Below are 15173 nucleotides of genomic sequence, written 5' to 3'. Positions count from 1 at the left end.
GGCAGGGCTACAAATGCCGAAGCAGAAGACGTGCTAGCAATTGGTTTTTGTTGGGGAATGAGCTTGTGGATCTGACAGATTTGTTTGACACATCGAATCGTCCACTTCGAATTGAGACCCCGCTGGGCCCGCAAGCGCTGGCGATTTCTGCGTTTCGGGGCCGAGAGTCTGTCAGTGCGCTGTTTGAGTTTCAACTGACGCTGTTGGGTGATCCGGACGACGAAATTGACTTTTCCAAGATCTTGGGCAAGGGAGCGACCGTCTCGGTTCAAGATCCCTTTGGACTAGGCCCTCGCTACTTTAACGGGATCTTGACGACGTTTGCCGAAGTGAGCCGCGATGACCAATTTGCGCTGTACGAAGCGACGCTGGCTCCCAAGCATTGGCTAATGGGACTGACGCGCAACTGTCGGATTTTCCAGCGGATGTCCGTTCCTCAAGTCCTCCAAGAAGTCTTTGCTGGATACGACGTCGACTTCAATTTGAAATCGACCTATCCCTACCGTGACTACCTGGTGCAATACGAAGAATCGGATCTCGACTTCGTGCTGCGGCTGATGGAAGAAGCTGGAATTTACTTCCACTTCAAGCACGAAAAAGAAAAACACAAACTCTACATGTGCGATCAGACGGTTAGTCAGGTCGCGATTGATGGCGTCAGCGCATTGATTTACGAGATGATCATCGGCGGCGTCCGTCCCGAGAATCGCATCTATTGGTGGCGCCGCGAGCAGCAGATTACCTCGAAAAAGGTAACGCTGCGTGACATCGCTTTTCAAATGACGGGCCAAGACTTGGACGCTTCGTCTACGATCGTGAAGACGGTTCAGTGCGGTACGGCCAAGCATGATCTGCATGCGGTTAGTGATTTGCCTGACGCGCAGCGCGAAGTCTACGTCTATCCTTCCGGCTATGCCGGTTGGTTTGACGATGTGAACGGCGGCGGCGGCGATCAAAGTGATGAGCTCGGAAAAACGCAAGACGCCGGCGCCGATTGCGCGAAGTTGGATGTCCAGCGAATTGCGACCACCGCAGTTCGCTGTCAAGGCAAGAGCGATATCCCACGACTGACGCCGGGTTATTTGTTTTCGTTGCTGCGGCACACCAACGGCGATGACGACTATCAATTGCTAGAAATTGAGCATGACGCCAAGGTTGACATTGACTATCGCTCTCACGATGCGTCGCTGGGGACCGATCTGCACTACGAGAACAGCTTTGTCTGCCAACCGAAAGCGGTGCAGTATCGTCCGCAATTAACCGTGCCAAAGCCAAAGATCTACGGCATGCAGTCGGCACGCGTGGTTGGGCCAGAGAATGAAGAAATCTTTGTCGACAAGTATGGCCGCGTGAAGGTCAAGTTTCCGTGGGATCGGAGCGACCTAGAGAACGAATCAGCCTCATGCTGGATTCGCGTCGGACAAGTCTGGGCCGGACCACGCTGGGGCGCCTTCTTTTGGCCCCGCATCGGACACGAAGTGATTGTTGCGTTTGAAGAGGGAGATCCCGATCGCCCGATCATTGTCGGCAGCGTCTATAACTCGACCAACATGCCGCCGCTGATCCTGCCGTCGAACCGGCAATTGGGAGGCGTGAAGTCGTGCATCTTCCAAGGCGATCCATTGAAGAACTTCAATGCAATCGTGTTTCACGACGTGCCGGGACACGAATTCACGCAGGTTCACTCCGAGCGGCAAGCGGTGGAGAACACCGAGAGCTATCGCTATCAATATACGCCGACCAAGAATTACAAACTCAGCGGAGCGCTGCTGTAATAGCCGTCCCCCTTCCTGAGAGAAAGTACTGCTATGTCCGATTGGGTCGACACAACAGAAACCGCGCTGAAGGACCTTCTCGGCTTTGGCCCAGGAGAGTTCAAATGCACGATCGGTGCGGACGATTCAGGGACGTATGGTCAGATTGCCGATACCTACTTCGGAAGTCGTCAAACGACGGTGGTTGATCCCGCCTTTTTGTTGAACAAGTTGGGCACCAGCATCCTCGGGCCCCTGATCAATGGCGTCTTTGGTCAAAGCGACCTTTACATGGGGCAGAAGATGGAGGCCTCGTATGAAGGCCCATGCTCCGAATTTGTGCGCGCCAATGAAATCAAAACGACAGCGCGACCACTCTTTATTCGCCCGCCGATTTGGATGTCGGAAGTCGAAGAACGCGCTATTGAGGCTGGCAATGAAGAGTTTCAGCCAACGGGCGCCGTCGTGGAGAACGCGCTGCGGATTCTCAGTGTCGCCGTAGTCGCGACCAATATGCTGTATCAATTGGGCGTTCATTTCAAATATCCGAAATATGAAGGAACCGAGGACGAAGGAGCCAGCGAGTCCTCTGACGAAAGCGAGAGCAGCAGTTCGGAAGGAGACTCAGACCGCATACCCCACATGTATGTGACGATCGGTACCCTTGTCTCTCAGGCGCTCTACGGCATCATCATGACCCTGGAGAAGAATAACGCGCTGGCCAATGCCGCCGAGTCGGCGGCTCGCAATGCCGCCGCAGTAACGACCAGGCTGGTCGATCCGGCGACAATTCCAACGGGTTGGGGAATCTTGATCACGGCTGACGGATCAGAGTCTCTGCTGAGAGTACTGGACCGAACCGGCGGCGCCGCGATGAATCTCTCGGAAATGGGGGATGACGACGACGAGGACGACGAATTCGCTGGAGACGAAGAAGACAGCGACGTCGATTCGGAAGCAAGCAGCGAAATGGATGATGATACGGACAGCGACTTCGGAGACGAAGAATCAGACTCCGGCGACGATGATTCCGATAGCGGGTCAGACTCCGGCGATGATGATTCCGACAGCGGTTCAGACTCGGGCGATGATGATTCCGACAGTGGGTCAGACTCGGGTGATGACGACTCCGACAGCGGTTCAGACTCGGGCGATGACGATTCCGACAGCGGGTCAGACTCCGGCGACGACGACTCCGACAGTGGTTCAGACTCGGGCGATGATGATTCCGACAGCGGGTCAGACTCGGGCGATGATGATTCCGACAGCGGGTCAGACTCGGGTGACGATGATTCCGACAGTGGATCAGACTCGGGCGACGACGACTCCGACAGCGGTTCAGACTCCGGCGATGATGACTCCGACAGCGGTTCAGACTCGGGCGATGACGATTCCGACAGCGGGTCAGACTCCGGCGACGACGACTCCGACAGTGGATCAGACTCGGGCGATGACGATTCCGACAGCGGGTCAGACTCGGGCGACGATGACTCCGACAGTGGGTCAGACTCGGGCGACGATGACTCCGACAGTGGGTCAGACTCGGGCGATGATGATTCCGACAGTGGGTCAGACTCGGGCGATGATGATTCCGACAGTGGTTCAGACTCGGGCGATGACGACTCCGACAGTGGGTCAGACTCGGGCGATGACGACTCCGACAGTGGTTCAGACTCCGGCGATGATGATTCCGACAGCGGTTCAGACTCCGGCGACGATGATTCCGACAGTGGCTCAGACTCCGGCGATGATGACTCCGATAGCGGGTCAGACTCCGGCGACGACGACTCCGACAGTGGATCAGACTCGGGTGACGATGATTCCGACAGTGGGTCAGACTCCGGCGACGACGATTCCGACAGTGGGTCAGACTCCGGCGACGACGATTCCGATAGCGGGTCAGACTCTGGTGACGACGACTCCGACAGCGGATCAGACTCGGGCGACGATGACTCCGGCAATGACGCGGATGATGAAGGCGGCGATGATGATTCCGACAGTGGTTCAGACTCGGGCGATGACGACTCCGACAGTGGGTCAGACTCGGGTGACGATGACTCCGGCAATGACGCGGATGATGAAGGCGGCGACGACGACGACTCCGACAGCGGTTCAGACTCGGGCGATGATGACTCGGGCAACGACGCGGATGATGAAGGCGGCGACGACGATGACTCCGACAGCGGTTCAGACTCGGGCGGCGATGACTCGGGTTACGACGCGGATGATGAACGTAATTAACACCCAATCGACAGCAATTCAGAATTGAGCAAGGACGAATGAACCGAAACGAAACGCTTTGGGGCACCCACACGGTTTGTGCTTACGGCGGTATTTTTCTGGAATCACGCGGCTACGGGCTGGATTTGGTCGCTTCGGGTGATGCGGGCACCGTTACCATCAACGGCGAGACCAACGTCCAGATGGTTAGCGGGACCGGCATTATCGCCGTCGCCGGCGGTGAAGAGTCGAATACGATTTGCATATCTGCCGGTGAAATGGGAAGCATCAAGCAAGTCGTCGGCACGCCGATGGTCGGCGCGCAAATCGCCATGACGCCTGAAGAGATCACGATCAGCGTTGGTCCGGTTGGCGAAGGAGCCAGCATTATCATGACGCCTGAGTCGATCGTTTTCAAAGTGGCTGACATCATGCTCTCGATAACGCCTGAGGGAATCACCGAGTTGGTCGACGATTCGATGCGTTCGATTACGGCGGCAGGCCACGTTTTGGAAGCGGCGGAAGGCTCATTCGAGGTCACGCCGGCTGCGATTTCACTCGAAGCGCCCACGATCGAAGTAACCGGCGAAGGGATGATCACCATGGAAGGCGCGTTGGTCAACATCAACTAGCGAACGATTTGTTATGAAATCCCGACCATCCGTAAAACATGCGTGTTGTCACGGCTCGCACGCAAAGCATGCCGCAGAACCTGTGCAGGCTCCTGCACCTGTCATGTCGCTTCGTAGCGATGCGTCGGCCGTTGAGATTTGCCAGCATTATAAGTTGCGATTGTCGTATGAAGCGCGCTGTTTGATGACGCCCACCTTGACGCCGATGCTCTTGGTAGATCGTCTGCTTGCGACCGATTTGGATGCCGACGCGCGCAAGTTTCTGGCCGCTGCGCTGCCGCTACGTCGATCGTTGTGGTGGTCCGTGCTGACGATTCAGGACGCGCTGGGTGAGGATGTATTGGGAGAAGCGTTTCACCTTGCGCCGGTGGTGCAGTGGATTGCTCGTCCCAGCGAAGAAGGTTTGTTTGCGATCTGCCGCATGGACAAGCAGGTAAAACGCAACTCGCTTTGGGGTTGTCTCTATCAGGCAACCTATTCGGCTGGCGGACGAGCGACTCGCCCGGATCGACCGTTGGCCGTGGCTCCGCCGGAAATGCCGCGCAGGATCATCGCCGCGGTGGTTTCGATGGCGGCCAGTTATCGCCAGGCTCGCGGCTTTTATCCGCGCATGCGTCGATACTTGTTACTGGGACAAAGCTTGATGCAAGGTGCAGCGCCTTGGAATAGTCGGAAAGTACAACCCGCAAAGGAAACGCGATGAGCAAACAAGAAGCGAAAGCTCCTGCCGCACTTTGCGATTTGTCGGAACCGGCGCTACAGTTGATCCAACGCGAACCGCTGGCTCCCCGTTTTTTCAAAGCGCTGATGGAAGGTGAGTTGTATGATGACGCGCTGCAATTCGCCGCGGCTTGCCTTGCGCCGCCCGATCGCATCTGGTGGGGAATGCTGTGCATCTGGGAATCGCTACGTCCTGTCGCGCATCCTGATGAAGAGACGTTACTAGAAAAAATTGTGACCTATCTCCGCGCACCGCAAGACGAGCTGCGTTGGCAGATCCGCACTTATTCGCGCACTCCAGAAATTGGTCCGCCATTGAAAATGCTGGCTCAAGCCCTGTTTCATTCCGGCGAGAGCATCACCCCGTCTGGCGGTCCGCAGCTTAAACCCAACCCTCAGGTCCCGGTGGCGTTGATCTCCACGGCAATCAAATCGGCGGCCACCGCTTGTCGCAGTCAACGCGGCGTCGACGTACGCCCCGAGTTCCTGCGTCTGGCGATGGAAGTGAGCCGAGGACAACATTCGCTTATCGCTGAACCCGCCGCAACCTAAACCTAGGCAGCTAACATGGCAATCACGGATAATTTCGTCGGCGTGCTGAGCCAAATGGATACATTCTTGGCCAAAGCGACCGCCATCAACGGCACGCTCGTCAACGCCAAACAGCGCGAGCTGTTCGGCCAAGCGCTGGAAATGGCGAAGAAAGCCCGCAGCGAAATGGAAACAGCCGTTCCAGCCGCCTTGCAAGCGATCGAGCAAACCAAACAACAGACGCAAAACAGCGTCGCCACCTTGCGGGCAGGCGTTCCGGCGTTGAAGCAAAAACAGCAAGAGATGCATCAAGCGGCCCAGCAAGCTGCCGCCAAGATGAAAGAAGCAAAAGCGAAGATGAAAAAGCCGCCGGCGAAGCTCTCGTTGAAGGGGGTCAAAATGCCGGCGGGTTGGGGTGATCAATTGAAAGACGAATTGCTCAACAAGTTCGGCAATTTGCCTTCGGCCTCGGTCTCGGCGCAGCGTGACGCGGCGATCTGGGATGATTGGCAGTGGAATAGCTACAAACCAACGGACGAGAGCTAATCCCATGGGACAACCGGCCGCGTGCATTACGTTTTTGCAAGTTTGCCCGATGGTGACGGTGATTGTGCCGCATGTTGGTGGGCCGATTATTGGTCCCGGCGCTGTTACAGTGTTAGTGGGTGAACTGCCGGCGGCGCAAGTTACCAATATGTGCGTCTGCGTCGGGCCTCCATCCACGATCGTACTTGGATCGGCGACGGTGCTACTGGAAGAAATGCCGGCGGCCCGGATGGGAGACGAAACCGACCACGGCGGCGTGATTTCGTTGGGATTGCCGGTGGTGCTAATCGGCGAATAGTCGTCTTTAGCGCGGCCACCCGCAGCGGTCCGCCACTTGCGAAACGGTCGCTTCTCCGGTATCAAGACCTGCATGCGACAATATCTAGATCTTATGCAGCGTATTTTGGACGAAGGGGTCCGCAAGGAAGACCGTACCGGGACCGGTACGCTTAGTATCTTCGGCCATCAAATGCGCTTTCGTCTGGCCGACGGCTTTCCGGCCGTGACTACCAAAAAGCTGCACCTGCGCTCGATCATCCACGAGCTGCTCTGGTTTTTGCAGGGGGAAACGAACGTCGCCTACCTGCGTGAGAATAAGGTCTCGATCTGGGACGAGTGGGCCGACGAAGCCGGCGAACTGGGCCCGGTCTATGGTTATCAGTGGCGCAGTTGGCCGACCCCCGGCGGTGGACACATTGACCAGATCACCAATCTGATCGAGCAGATCCGGACGAATCCTGATTCTCGTCGGCTGATTGTTTCGGCCTGGAACGTGGCCGATGTGCCGCGGATGAAGTTGCCGCCGTGCCATTTGCTGTTTCAATTTTACGTGGCCGAGGGGAAACTGTCGTGCCAGCTGTACCAGCGCAGCGCCGATGTCTTTCTGGGGGTACCCTTCAACATCGCATCGTATGCGTTGTTGACGATGATGGTCGCCCAAGTGACCGGGCTCGAGCCGGGGGACTTTGTCCACACGTTTGGGGATGCGCATCTCTATACGAACCACATGCAGCAGACTCAACTGCAGCTCTCGCGTGAGCCGCGGCCGTTGCCCACGATGCGGATCAACCCCGACGTGACCGACCTGTTAAAATTTCGCTTTGAGGATTTTGAGTTGATCAACTACGATCCTCATCCGCATATCTCGGCGCCGGTGGCGGTATGACCGTTTCTTTGATTGTCGCGGCGTCGCAGAACCATGTCATTGGTCGCGACGGCGACATGCCATGGCGATTGTCAGCCGACTTGCAGCGTTTCAAAAAGTTGACGATGGGACACACCATCGTCATGGGGCGCAAAACCTATGAGTCGATCGGTCGCTTGCTTCCGGGCCGGCAAACCGTGATTGTGACCCGCCAGACCGGCTACGCCGTCGAAGGCGCCATGATCGCAACTAGCGTCGCCGCGGCGCTGCAGACGTCGTCCGTTGAGCGTGAGATCTTTGTCGTTGGCGGCGGAGAGATTTACGCTCAGGCGATTGACTTGGCCGATCAGATCTACATGACGCGCGTCCAAACGACGATTGACGACGGCGACACTTTTTTTCCGACGCTCGCCCCAGACATCTGGCGGCGCGTGGAAGCGACCAATTTTCTGGCGGATGAAAAGAACGACTACCCGACCACGTTTGAAGTCTGGCGCCGAGTCGACTGAATTAGGCGATCAGGTTCATCAAACCAATAAATTCGGGATCGTCGCGGATCGCGTCAAAGTCAGACTCATGGTCGACCAGCTCACGAAAGCTGGCGTTAATCTCGCAGGCCTGCGACAGATACTCCATCGAGAGTCGTAGGTTTTTGGCCAGGGCCCAATAACAAGCCAAGTTGTAGTGAATGATCGGTTGCGCCGGATCATTGCACATCGCTTCTTCTAGCGCCTCAATCGCAAGATCCAGTCGCCCTGATCGCTTGTAAGACCAACCAAGCGCCAACCAAACATGGATATCGGTCGGGTCGTCATCACAGACAATGCGGAGACATTCGATCGCTTTGTCGTGTTCTTCGAGCGTGCGGTAGGTCTGGCCGCGCAGATAAAGCGTGTCGTTCGAAGAGCCGTCGAATTGATCGATTTCGTCCAGCAGCAAAATGGCACGCCGAGCGAGCGTCTGCTTGGCGGCGTTAGAAGCAGTCCACAACTCCGTTGAAGTGGGCGACCTCGATCCGAGTGAGGTCGCTGTGATGGTGGACGATGCCAGTGAAGATGCTGAGAGGATCAAATCAAGATAGCCTTCTACTTCGCGAATGCGTCGGAGGCGACGCGTTTCTTGCAGGCTGTTCATGACGAGACGTCCCCGGTTAGTTTTGGATTTGCTAACTCCATTGTTCGCGGAGCGAGCACGATGTTCCAGCGCCGTTTCCCAAAAAATTTTATCAAGGGGAAAATTCAATTCCAAACCCTACCGCCGCTGGACTGTTCGAAAGAGCGAACTTCAGTCCGAATACGCGGCTTAAGGTCTCTGGAGGGAGTTTCAAGACGCATGCAGCCGGCAGAAAGTATTGCGAAGCGCTAGCAATTGGGTAGAAAGTGTGAATAAAAAAAGCCGCGGACGAATTTCGTCCGCGGCGCTTTGTACACACGGTAGGGCTCGGCATTTAGCCGTTGGCGAGCTTAGGCTTGGGACGACGCGCTCTGCTCTGATTGAAGCGAATCGATCAGCGTTTGCGTGGGGGTCGACAGTTTCAGAACCGGCGCGAATTCTTCAAATTCGACGTCGATTTGAGCTAGCAGAACCTCGATGCTCGGACCGTCTCCGCGCAATTGTTCATAATATCCGACAAAAGTGTCCCGTTCTGGCCAAGCTGCGTCGTTGGACGCTGGCAACAATGCGGACAATGCGACGGACACTTTGCCGGGCTCATTGGGCTGGTGGACCAGATTTTCGATATCGGCGTGCGATTCGATCAGCACCGCGAATTCTTCAGGCAGACTCCAGCCGCGAGCGATCACGCCGCCTGCTTTCGCATGGTCCCACCCAAATTTTTCGCGTTCCAATTGGGAGAGTCGTTGATCGCCGTTGGCGCGATTGGCCAGCAGATCTGCGTATTTTTCAGGCAACTCTTTGGCCAATAGCGGGACGGCCATGTCTTGCAGCAAGGCGGCGGCAAACAGGTCTTCCGAGTCTTTCAGGCCCAGCACTTTGCCCATCGCACGAGCGAACAACCCGCGTCTGAGCGAATCTTGCCAGAGATTCTTCAAATCAAACGGCCCACTCTTCGGGTTGGGCATCAGACTGAAGACGGCGCTCCAGAGCGCAAAGTTTTTGATCGTGCGAATGCCAACCAGAGTAATCGCCAACTTCACGCTGGAGATCTCACGGGAAAACCCGAAATACGACGAATTAACGAATCGTAATACCTGACCCGTCAGACCCGGATCCGATTCGATCGGTACCGCGAACTCGGCAGGTCCGTTTTCTGGATCTTGCGAGAGTTCGAGCAAGCGAATGGCGCTTTGCGGCAACGCCGGTAGCTGAGCACCGGCCAACAATTCTTTGAGCTGTTTTGATGAGTCTGTCATGTTTTTTAACTCTACCCCGGTGCTAATAATCCGAACCCTAGCCGCCGGAACGAAGCGAATGAGAGTTCCACCCCGAAACGTAGGTCATATGGCGCAGTGACGCAAACAACCACCGCTTCAATTGCGATAGTTTCCTACAGTCAGTCAGCAAGCAAAAACGATCTCGGCGCGTTATAATCAGAACCTGCGGCGTCGCTTTCAGGAAACAAAGATGTTGCCAAAAAGCGACCGCACTACGCGGCAAGGATGCAAAAAATTTTGCTAAGGCGTTGTGCCAACAGAGGTTAGCGTCAACGCCCTGCAATTGGGCACGGAGGTTGCCATCTAGGTATCTCCATGTAATCCCGTTTGCACCCAGTCGTCCTCTTGCGGAAAACTGCTGTGATACGCTCCCTTTTATTTATTGCAACGCTTCCTGTACTTTTCTGGTTGGCGACCTGCGCTGTTCTTCCGAACGCCCACTATTCCAATGCCGAGACGGTGCCGCAGCAGACCAAGCCGATCGATTGGCGGCATACCGTCGACGGTTGGGAGCCGATTGAGCAGTTAGAAACCGAAGCATCCTCGATCGTAAATCAGCCGCCGATTCATCCTCTGACGCTGCTGCCGCTGGTGGTTGCGATCGCACTGGCGGCGCTGCTGGCTTTTGAGCCGCAAGAAGATCTACCCGCTGCTGAAATAGCGCAAGCGAACGCTGCCGAAACCGACGCTCTGGCCAAATCTCACGTTGTCACGTCGACCCCTGCGTAATCTCGTTACGCCAAAATGCCCGGCACCACTTCGCCGTGGACGTCAGTCAGGCGGAAGTTGCGACCGGCAAAGGGATAGGTTAAACGCAAGTGATCCATCCCCATCAGATGCAGGATGGTTGCTTGCAGGTCATGGACATGGACCTTGCTCTCGGTAATGCGGAAACCAAGTTCATCGGTTGCTCCGTAGGTGATGCCCGGCTTGATGCCGCCGCCGGCCATCATCAGCGTAAAGCAATCGGGATAGTGATCGCGGCCCAGATTGGCGCCGCCCGCGGTGCGACCTTCACGGAATGGAGTGCGGCCAAATTCGCCGCCGCAAATCACCAGCGTATCGTCCAGCATGCCGCGCTGTTTTAGATCCTGGATTAACGCCGTGATCGGCTGATCCATTCGTTTGGCTTTGGTGCGTAATCCATCCCCCAACGATTCGCTGGCGTTGGTTCCGTGGAAGTCCCATCCCCAATCAAACAGTTGCACAAACCGCACCCCCTGTTCGACCAACCGTCGCGCCAATAGGCAGTTGGCTGCAAAGCTGCCGTCTCCTGGCTGTGCGCCATACTGGCTTAGCGTCTCGGCGGTTTCTTGCGAGATGTCCATCGTCTCGGGCGCGGAAGCTTGCATTCGATAGGCCAACTCATACTGAGCGATGCGGGTTTCGGTTTCAGGATCGCCGATTACGCTGGCCTGGGCTTGATTCAAATCACGAATTGCATCGAGCGACATTCGCCGCACGTCGCGCGGCATCCCTTTGGGGTTTGACAGGTACAAGACGGGATCTCCCTGCGAACGACACTGCACTCCTTGAAAGACCGAGGGCAAAAAGCCGCTTCCCCAAGCGCTTTTGCCAGAGCTGGGATTCGAGCCGCCTGAGTTGAGCACGACGAAGCCTGGCAGATTTTGATTGTCGGAACCAAGCCCATAGGTGACCCACGAGCCCATCGAAGGACGGCCCAGCCGCGGCGAGCCGGTATAGAGCAGTAGTTCGGCCGGCGCATGATTGAACTGATCGGTGTTCATTGACTTGATGAAGCAGAGGTCGTCGACCACCGCTTCGAGATGCACCATCGCATCCGACAGCCAGGCGCCTGACTCGCCGCACTGCCGAAACTTGTGCGGCGTGCCCAGCAGTGTCGGCGTCCCTTTGGTGAAGGCGAACTCTTTGCCGGCGAGAAATTCGGCCGGGCAGTCTTCGCCAGTTCGCTTCACCAGTTCTGGCTTGTAGTCATATAGATCAAGATGCGGAGGCGACCCCGCCAAATGCAAATAGATCACCGACTTCGCCTTGGGGGCATAGTGCGCCTTGCGCGGCAACATCGGCTGCGAAGGGTTGACCTTGACCGCGTCGGCTTGCGACTCACCGGCCATCAGCGAACCCAGCGCCATTCCTCCCACGCCCATCTGCAGCGCGCCGAGAAAGTGACGTCGCGTAATCGCTTGCAAATTTTGGAGTCGCTGATTCATCGCAAGTTTCGCAGTTAAAGTTTTCGGCAGACAACAGCACGCGACAGGTCGACTATCGCGACAAAAACTCATCCAGATTCATCAAGACATTGCCGACCAGGGTCCAGGCCGCCAGTTCGGCCGGATCCGCGCCTTTTGGCAATGGCCCTAGCGGATCGGTCGCGATCGCTTGCGCTTGCTCGGGTTGCGCGCGATACTGGGCCATCGCAGCTTCCAACAATTGAACCAAGCGAGCCTGCTCGGCCGGCATGGGTGGACGACTGAGACAAAGTCGAAAGCCGTAGGTCACTCGGTCTGCGTTAGATGGTCCCGATTCAGCGACGATCCGGCGCCCTAGCGCCTGCGCCGCTTCGACATAGACCGGATCGTTCAGCGTCACCAGCGCCTGCAGCGGCGTGTTGGTGGCGATGCGGCGAATCGTGCAGACCTCGCGACTGGTCGCGTCAAACGCCATCATCGAGGGATAAGGAGTTGTCCGGCGCCACTTGGTGTAAAGACCGCGACGATATCGATCTTCGCCGGGACTTGGATCCCAATCGGTCGAACCGCCAAACGCAGATCGCATCCCCATTTTTGGCTGCACCGGTCGCACCGACGGACCATACATCTTGTGGCTCAACAGTCCGCTGGCGGCTAGCGCCGAGTCGCGCACCATTTCGGCCGAGAGACGAAACCGAGGGCCGCGGCTGACCAGGCGATTCGTCGGATCGGCCGCTAGCTTCTCAGGGGGCGCGATCGCCGCCTGGCGATACGCGGCCGACTCGACCATCAACTTGATCGTGCGTTTGATGTCCCAACCATGCTCCATCAGGTCGACCGCCAGATAGTCAAGCAGCGGCTGATTGACCGGCAATTCCCCTTGGGAACCAAAGTCTTCACTGGTTTCGACCAGGCCAATCCCGAAGAGTTGTTCCCACAGTCGATTGACCGCAACGCGCGCCGTTAGCGGATTTTCACGTGCGACAATCCAGCGTGCAGCTCCCAGCCGGTCCGCTTTTGCATCGGCCGGCAGCGGATGAAATTCACCCAGCACGCCAGGCTCGACCTTGTCGCCGTGCGATAGATAGTTCCCGCGAATATGGATGAACGACTCGCGCTGTTTGTCGGCTGGTAACTCTTGCATGATCGGCGTCATGACGGGACGCACGGCGGCGAGTTGTTTCTCGAACTTTTTGATTTCCGCCTGCTTGGCGTTGATCTCAGGACGTTCGGTCGCGGCGAACTTATCCATCGCTTTCAGCGCGGCGTCATTCAGTTCTTCCCCGGTTTTCGGGATCTCGAATTCGACGAAGGTGGCGAACGGTGCGTCGGTTTGATGCGCCCAAATCGGTTTTCGCTGTGCGTCAAGCAAAGTCACGCGATACGGCGTCAGCCGCGAAAACAGATCGCCATCGGTACGATTCCAGAGCACCACTTTCTCTAGCGAGAACTCCTCTTTCAAATCCAGCTCCCACCAGGGATCGTTTTGCGTCTCGGTATGGGTCGTGCTTTTGGCGTTGAAGTAATGCCCGTCGGTGATGCCGTCGATCGCTAGATTGGCTGGGCCTTCATAGGCGACGCCCGATTGGGTTGCGGCGCCACGTGGCGCGATGTTCTCGCCGGCGACGATCACTTGCACTTCGGCCAGTGATAAAATTTTTCCTTCGCCAAGATTTTCAACCCGCACAAAGCGCGCAGCCAACGGACCGGTTGGCTGCATCGGCGCAGGGGGCGAGGATTCGCGCAACATTTTCAGTTGTTGCTTGGCTGCTTGAATTTGCTGAGTGAGCGTCTCTTTTTTGGCCGTTAGTTCTGCTGTCCAGCTCTCATGCTGGGGCGATTCATCGCCGCGATCGGCGTCTGCCGACTGATTGAAGATCGCGAACATCCGGAAGTACTCTTCCTGGGTGATCGGATCGTATTTGTGCGTATGGCACTGGGCGCACTCCATTGTTAGCCCCATCCAGGATTGCATGGTAGTGTTGATCCGATCAATGATCGCCGCGTTGCGGAACTCCTCGTCGTTGGTTCCCCCTTCACTATTGGTCATTGTGTTGCGATGGAACGCGGTCGCGATTAATTGCTGTTCGGTTGGCTCCGGCAGCATGTCGCCAGCCAGCTGATCAATGGTGAACTGATCGAACGGCTGATTGGCGTTGAGCGACTGAATTACCCAATCGCGATACTTCCAGATGTTTCGTTCGGGGTCTTGCGCGTAGCCGGCCGAGTCGGCGTAACGCGCGATATCGAGCCAAGGGCGCGCCCAACGTTCGCCATAGGCGGGATTGGCCAACAATCGATCGACCGCTTGCTCGTAAGCCTGGGGATCGGTGTCGGTGAGAAATGCGTCGACCTCGTCGATGGTCGGTGGTAACCCGATCAAAGCCAACGAGACGCGCCGCAGCAGAGTCGCTCGATCGGCCTCAGCCGCCGGCGTCAGTTTTTGCTCGTGCAGCTTTTGAAGGATGAAGTGATCGATCGGATTCTTGGCCCACTCGACATTCGGTGGTGTCGGCGGCTGGGGTTGGATTGGCGGTTCAAACGACCAATGCCGCTGAAACTGGGCGCCTTCGGCGATCCAGCGGCGGAACAAATCAACTTCGGCTGGGGTCAATTGCTTGCCAGATTCGGGAGGAGGCATCCGAATCGAGTCATCACCGCTTAAGCGAATCAGCAGTTCACTCTCTGCCGGTTTGCCAGGGATGATGGCAATCGCGCCGCTATCCATTGCGGCGATGGCGCTGTCGCGCTGATCAAGGCGGAGCCCCGCTTCGCGCGACTCGGGATCGGGGCCGTGACAATGAAAACAATTGCCCGATAACAACGGGCGGATATCACGGTTGAAATCAATCGGTTCTTCCGCGCTGCCAACCCTTGCCGAAAAAAGCAGGCAAACCGACAGCATCAAGCTGCAACAAAGTCGATCAAATCGCGGCATTCCACGGCACCAGAATGAAAGAGCAGGCGGGTCTGACGTAGGGGAGGATCTCGGTGTGGACAGTTTATTGTTCCCCATGTGAGCGGGATTCTCAACCAAAATCGCCGCTCTCTCTGCAACTAAA

Annotated in this window: 14 protein-coding genes; 10 read left to right on the top strand and 4 right to left on the bottom strand. The window is 56.8% G+C overall.

Annotation, left to right across the window (positions count from 1 at the left end; genetic code table 11):
• Positions 1-65 precede the first annotated feature (65 nt).
• From SH421x_RS26960 to SH421x_RS26920, 9 genes are all read left to right on the top strand, one after another.
• Entirely contained in the window at positions 66-1775 is a 1710-nt protein-coding gene (locus SH421x_RS26960; protein ID WP_488853129.1) for a type VI secretion system Vgr family protein, read from the top strand.
• 33 nt (positions 1776-1808) lie between these two features.
• Positions 1809-3995, top strand: coding sequence for a hypothetical protein (locus SH421x_RS26955; RefSeq protein ID WP_488853128.1), 2187 nt, complete (start codon positions 1809-1811; stop codon positions 3993-3995).
• A 38-nt stretch (positions 3996-4033) separates the two neighbouring features.
• Positions 4034-4606, top strand: a complete 573-nt coding sequence (locus SH421x_RS26950) for a hypothetical protein (RefSeq protein ID WP_488853127.1) — start codon at positions 4034-4036, stop codon at positions 4604-4606.
• Between the two features lie 103 nt (positions 4607-4709).
• Positions 4710-5309 (top strand): DUF6931 family protein, encoded by a 600-nt coding sequence (locus SH421x_RS26945; protein ID WP_488853126.1) that lies wholly within the window; start codon positions 4710-4712, stop codon positions 5307-5309.
• Positions 5306-5878 (top strand): DUF6931 family protein, encoded by a 573-nt coding sequence (locus SH421x_RS26940; RefSeq protein WP_488853125.1) that lies wholly within the window; start codon positions 5306-5308, stop codon positions 5876-5878. Before SH421x_RS26945 ends, SH421x_RS26940 begins: the two co-directional genes overlap by 4 nt.
• Positions 5879-5893: 15 nt before the next feature.
• Complete coding sequence (locus tag SH421x_RS26935; protein WP_488853124.1) at positions 5894-6403, top strand: hypothetical protein; 510 nt, start codon at positions 5894-5896, stop codon at positions 6401-6403.
• A gap of 4 nt (positions 6404-6407) precedes the next feature.
• On the top strand, positions 6408-6701 hold the full coding sequence (locus SH421x_RS26930; RefSeq protein ID WP_488853123.1) for a PAAR domain-containing protein: 294 nt from the start codon (positions 6408-6410) through the stop codon (positions 6699-6701).
• 72 nt (positions 6702-6773) lie between these two features.
• Positions 6774-7568, top strand: coding sequence for a thymidylate synthase (locus SH421x_RS26925; protein ID WP_488853122.1), 795 nt, complete (start codon positions 6774-6776; stop codon positions 7566-7568).
• Positions 7565-8056 (top strand): dihydrofolate reductase, encoded by a 492-nt coding sequence (locus tag SH421x_RS26920; RefSeq protein WP_488853121.1) that lies wholly within the window; start codon positions 7565-7567, stop codon positions 8054-8056. Before SH421x_RS26925 ends, SH421x_RS26920 begins: the two co-directional genes overlap by 4 nt.
• 1 nt (position 8057) lies before the next feature.
• On the opposite strand, the gene SH421x_RS26915 is transcribed toward SH421x_RS26920, so the two are convergent.
• Both SH421x_RS26915 and SH421x_RS26910 read right to left on the bottom strand, forming a co-directional pair.
• The gene (locus SH421x_RS26915; RefSeq protein WP_488853120.1) at positions 8058-8681 is read right to left on the bottom strand and encodes a TPR end-of-group domain-containing protein; all 624 of its coding nucleotides are present in this window, start codon (positions 8679-8681) and stop codon (positions 8058-8060) included.
• Positions 8682-9010: 329 nt separating this feature from the next.
• Positions 9011-9919, bottom strand: coding sequence for an HDOD domain-containing protein (locus tag SH421x_RS26910; protein WP_488853119.1), 909 nt, complete (start codon positions 9917-9919; stop codon positions 9011-9013).
• A 381-nt stretch (positions 9920-10300) separates the two neighbouring features.
• Here SH421x_RS26910 and SH421x_RS26905 point away from each other — a divergent pair, with 381 nt between their 5' ends.
• Complete coding sequence (locus SH421x_RS26905; RefSeq protein ID WP_488853118.1) at positions 10301-10669, top strand: hypothetical protein; 369 nt, start codon at positions 10301-10303, stop codon at positions 10667-10669.
• 5 nt (positions 10670-10674) lie between these two features.
• Here the strand turns inward: SH421x_RS26905 and SH421x_RS26900 are convergent, their stop codons facing one another.
• Complete coding sequence (locus SH421x_RS26900) at positions 10675-12132, bottom strand: DUF1501 domain-containing protein (protein WP_488853117.1); 1458 nt, start codon at positions 12130-12132, stop codon at positions 10675-10677.
• Between the two features lie 52 nt (positions 12133-12184).
• Positions 12185-15049 carry a DUF1553 domain-containing protein gene (locus SH421x_RS26895; protein ID WP_488853116.1) on the bottom strand — a complete coding sequence of 955 codons (2865 nt, stop codon included), beginning with the start codon at positions 15047-15049 and terminating at the stop codon, positions 12185-12187.
• Positions 15050-15173: the final 124 nt, after the last annotated feature.

This window comes from Blastopirellula sp. SH421 (genome assembly GCF_057808535.1).
This window is presented reverse-complemented; position numbering and strand designations above follow the sequence as displayed.

Excerpts from the sequence above, each read along its gene's own strand:
- SH421x_RS26955 (WP_488853128.1), top strand. The coding sequence starts at position 1,809 with ATGTCCGATTGGGTCGACACAACAGAAACCGCGCTGAAGGACCTTCTC.
- SH421x_RS26950 (WP_488853127.1), top strand. The coding sequence starts at position 4,034 with ATGAACCGAAACGAAACGCTTTGGGGCACCCACACGGTTTGTGCTTAC.
- SH421x_RS26945 (WP_488853126.1), top strand. The coding sequence starts at position 4,710 with ATGTCGCTTCGTAGCGATGCGTCGGCCGTTGAGATTTGCCAGCATTAT.
- SH421x_RS26940 (WP_488853125.1), top strand. The coding sequence starts at position 5,306 with ATGAGCAAACAAGAAGCGAAAGCTCCTGCCGCACTTTGCGATTTGTCG.
- SH421x_RS26935 (WP_488853124.1), top strand. The coding sequence starts at position 5,894 with ATGGCAATCACGGATAATTTCGTCGGCGTGCTGAGCCAAATGGATACA.
- SH421x_RS26930 (WP_488853123.1), top strand. The coding sequence starts at position 6,408 with ATGGGACAACCGGCCGCGTGCATTACGTTTTTGCAAGTTTGCCCGATG.
- SH421x_RS26925 (WP_488853122.1), top strand. The coding sequence starts at position 6,774 with ATGCGACAATATCTAGATCTTATGCAGCGTATTTTGGACGAAGGGGTC.
- SH421x_RS26920 (WP_488853121.1), top strand. The coding sequence starts at position 7,565 with ATGACCGTTTCTTTGATTGTCGCGGCGTCGCAGAACCATGTCATTGGT.
- SH421x_RS26915 (WP_488853120.1), bottom strand. The coding sequence starts at position 8,681 with ATGAACAGCCTGCAAGAAACGCGTCGCCTCCGACGCATTCGCGAAGTA.
- SH421x_RS26910 (WP_488853119.1), bottom strand. The coding sequence starts at position 9,919 with ATGACAGACTCATCAAAACAGCTCAAAGAATTGTTGGCCGGTGCTCAG.
- SH421x_RS26900 (WP_488853117.1), bottom strand. The coding sequence starts at position 12,132 with ATGAATCAGCGACTCCAAAATTTGCAAGCGATTACGCGACGTCACTTT.
- SH421x_RS26895 (WP_488853116.1), bottom strand. The coding sequence starts at position 15,049 with ATGCCGCGATTTGATCGACTTTGTTGCAGCTTGATGCTGTCGGTTTGC.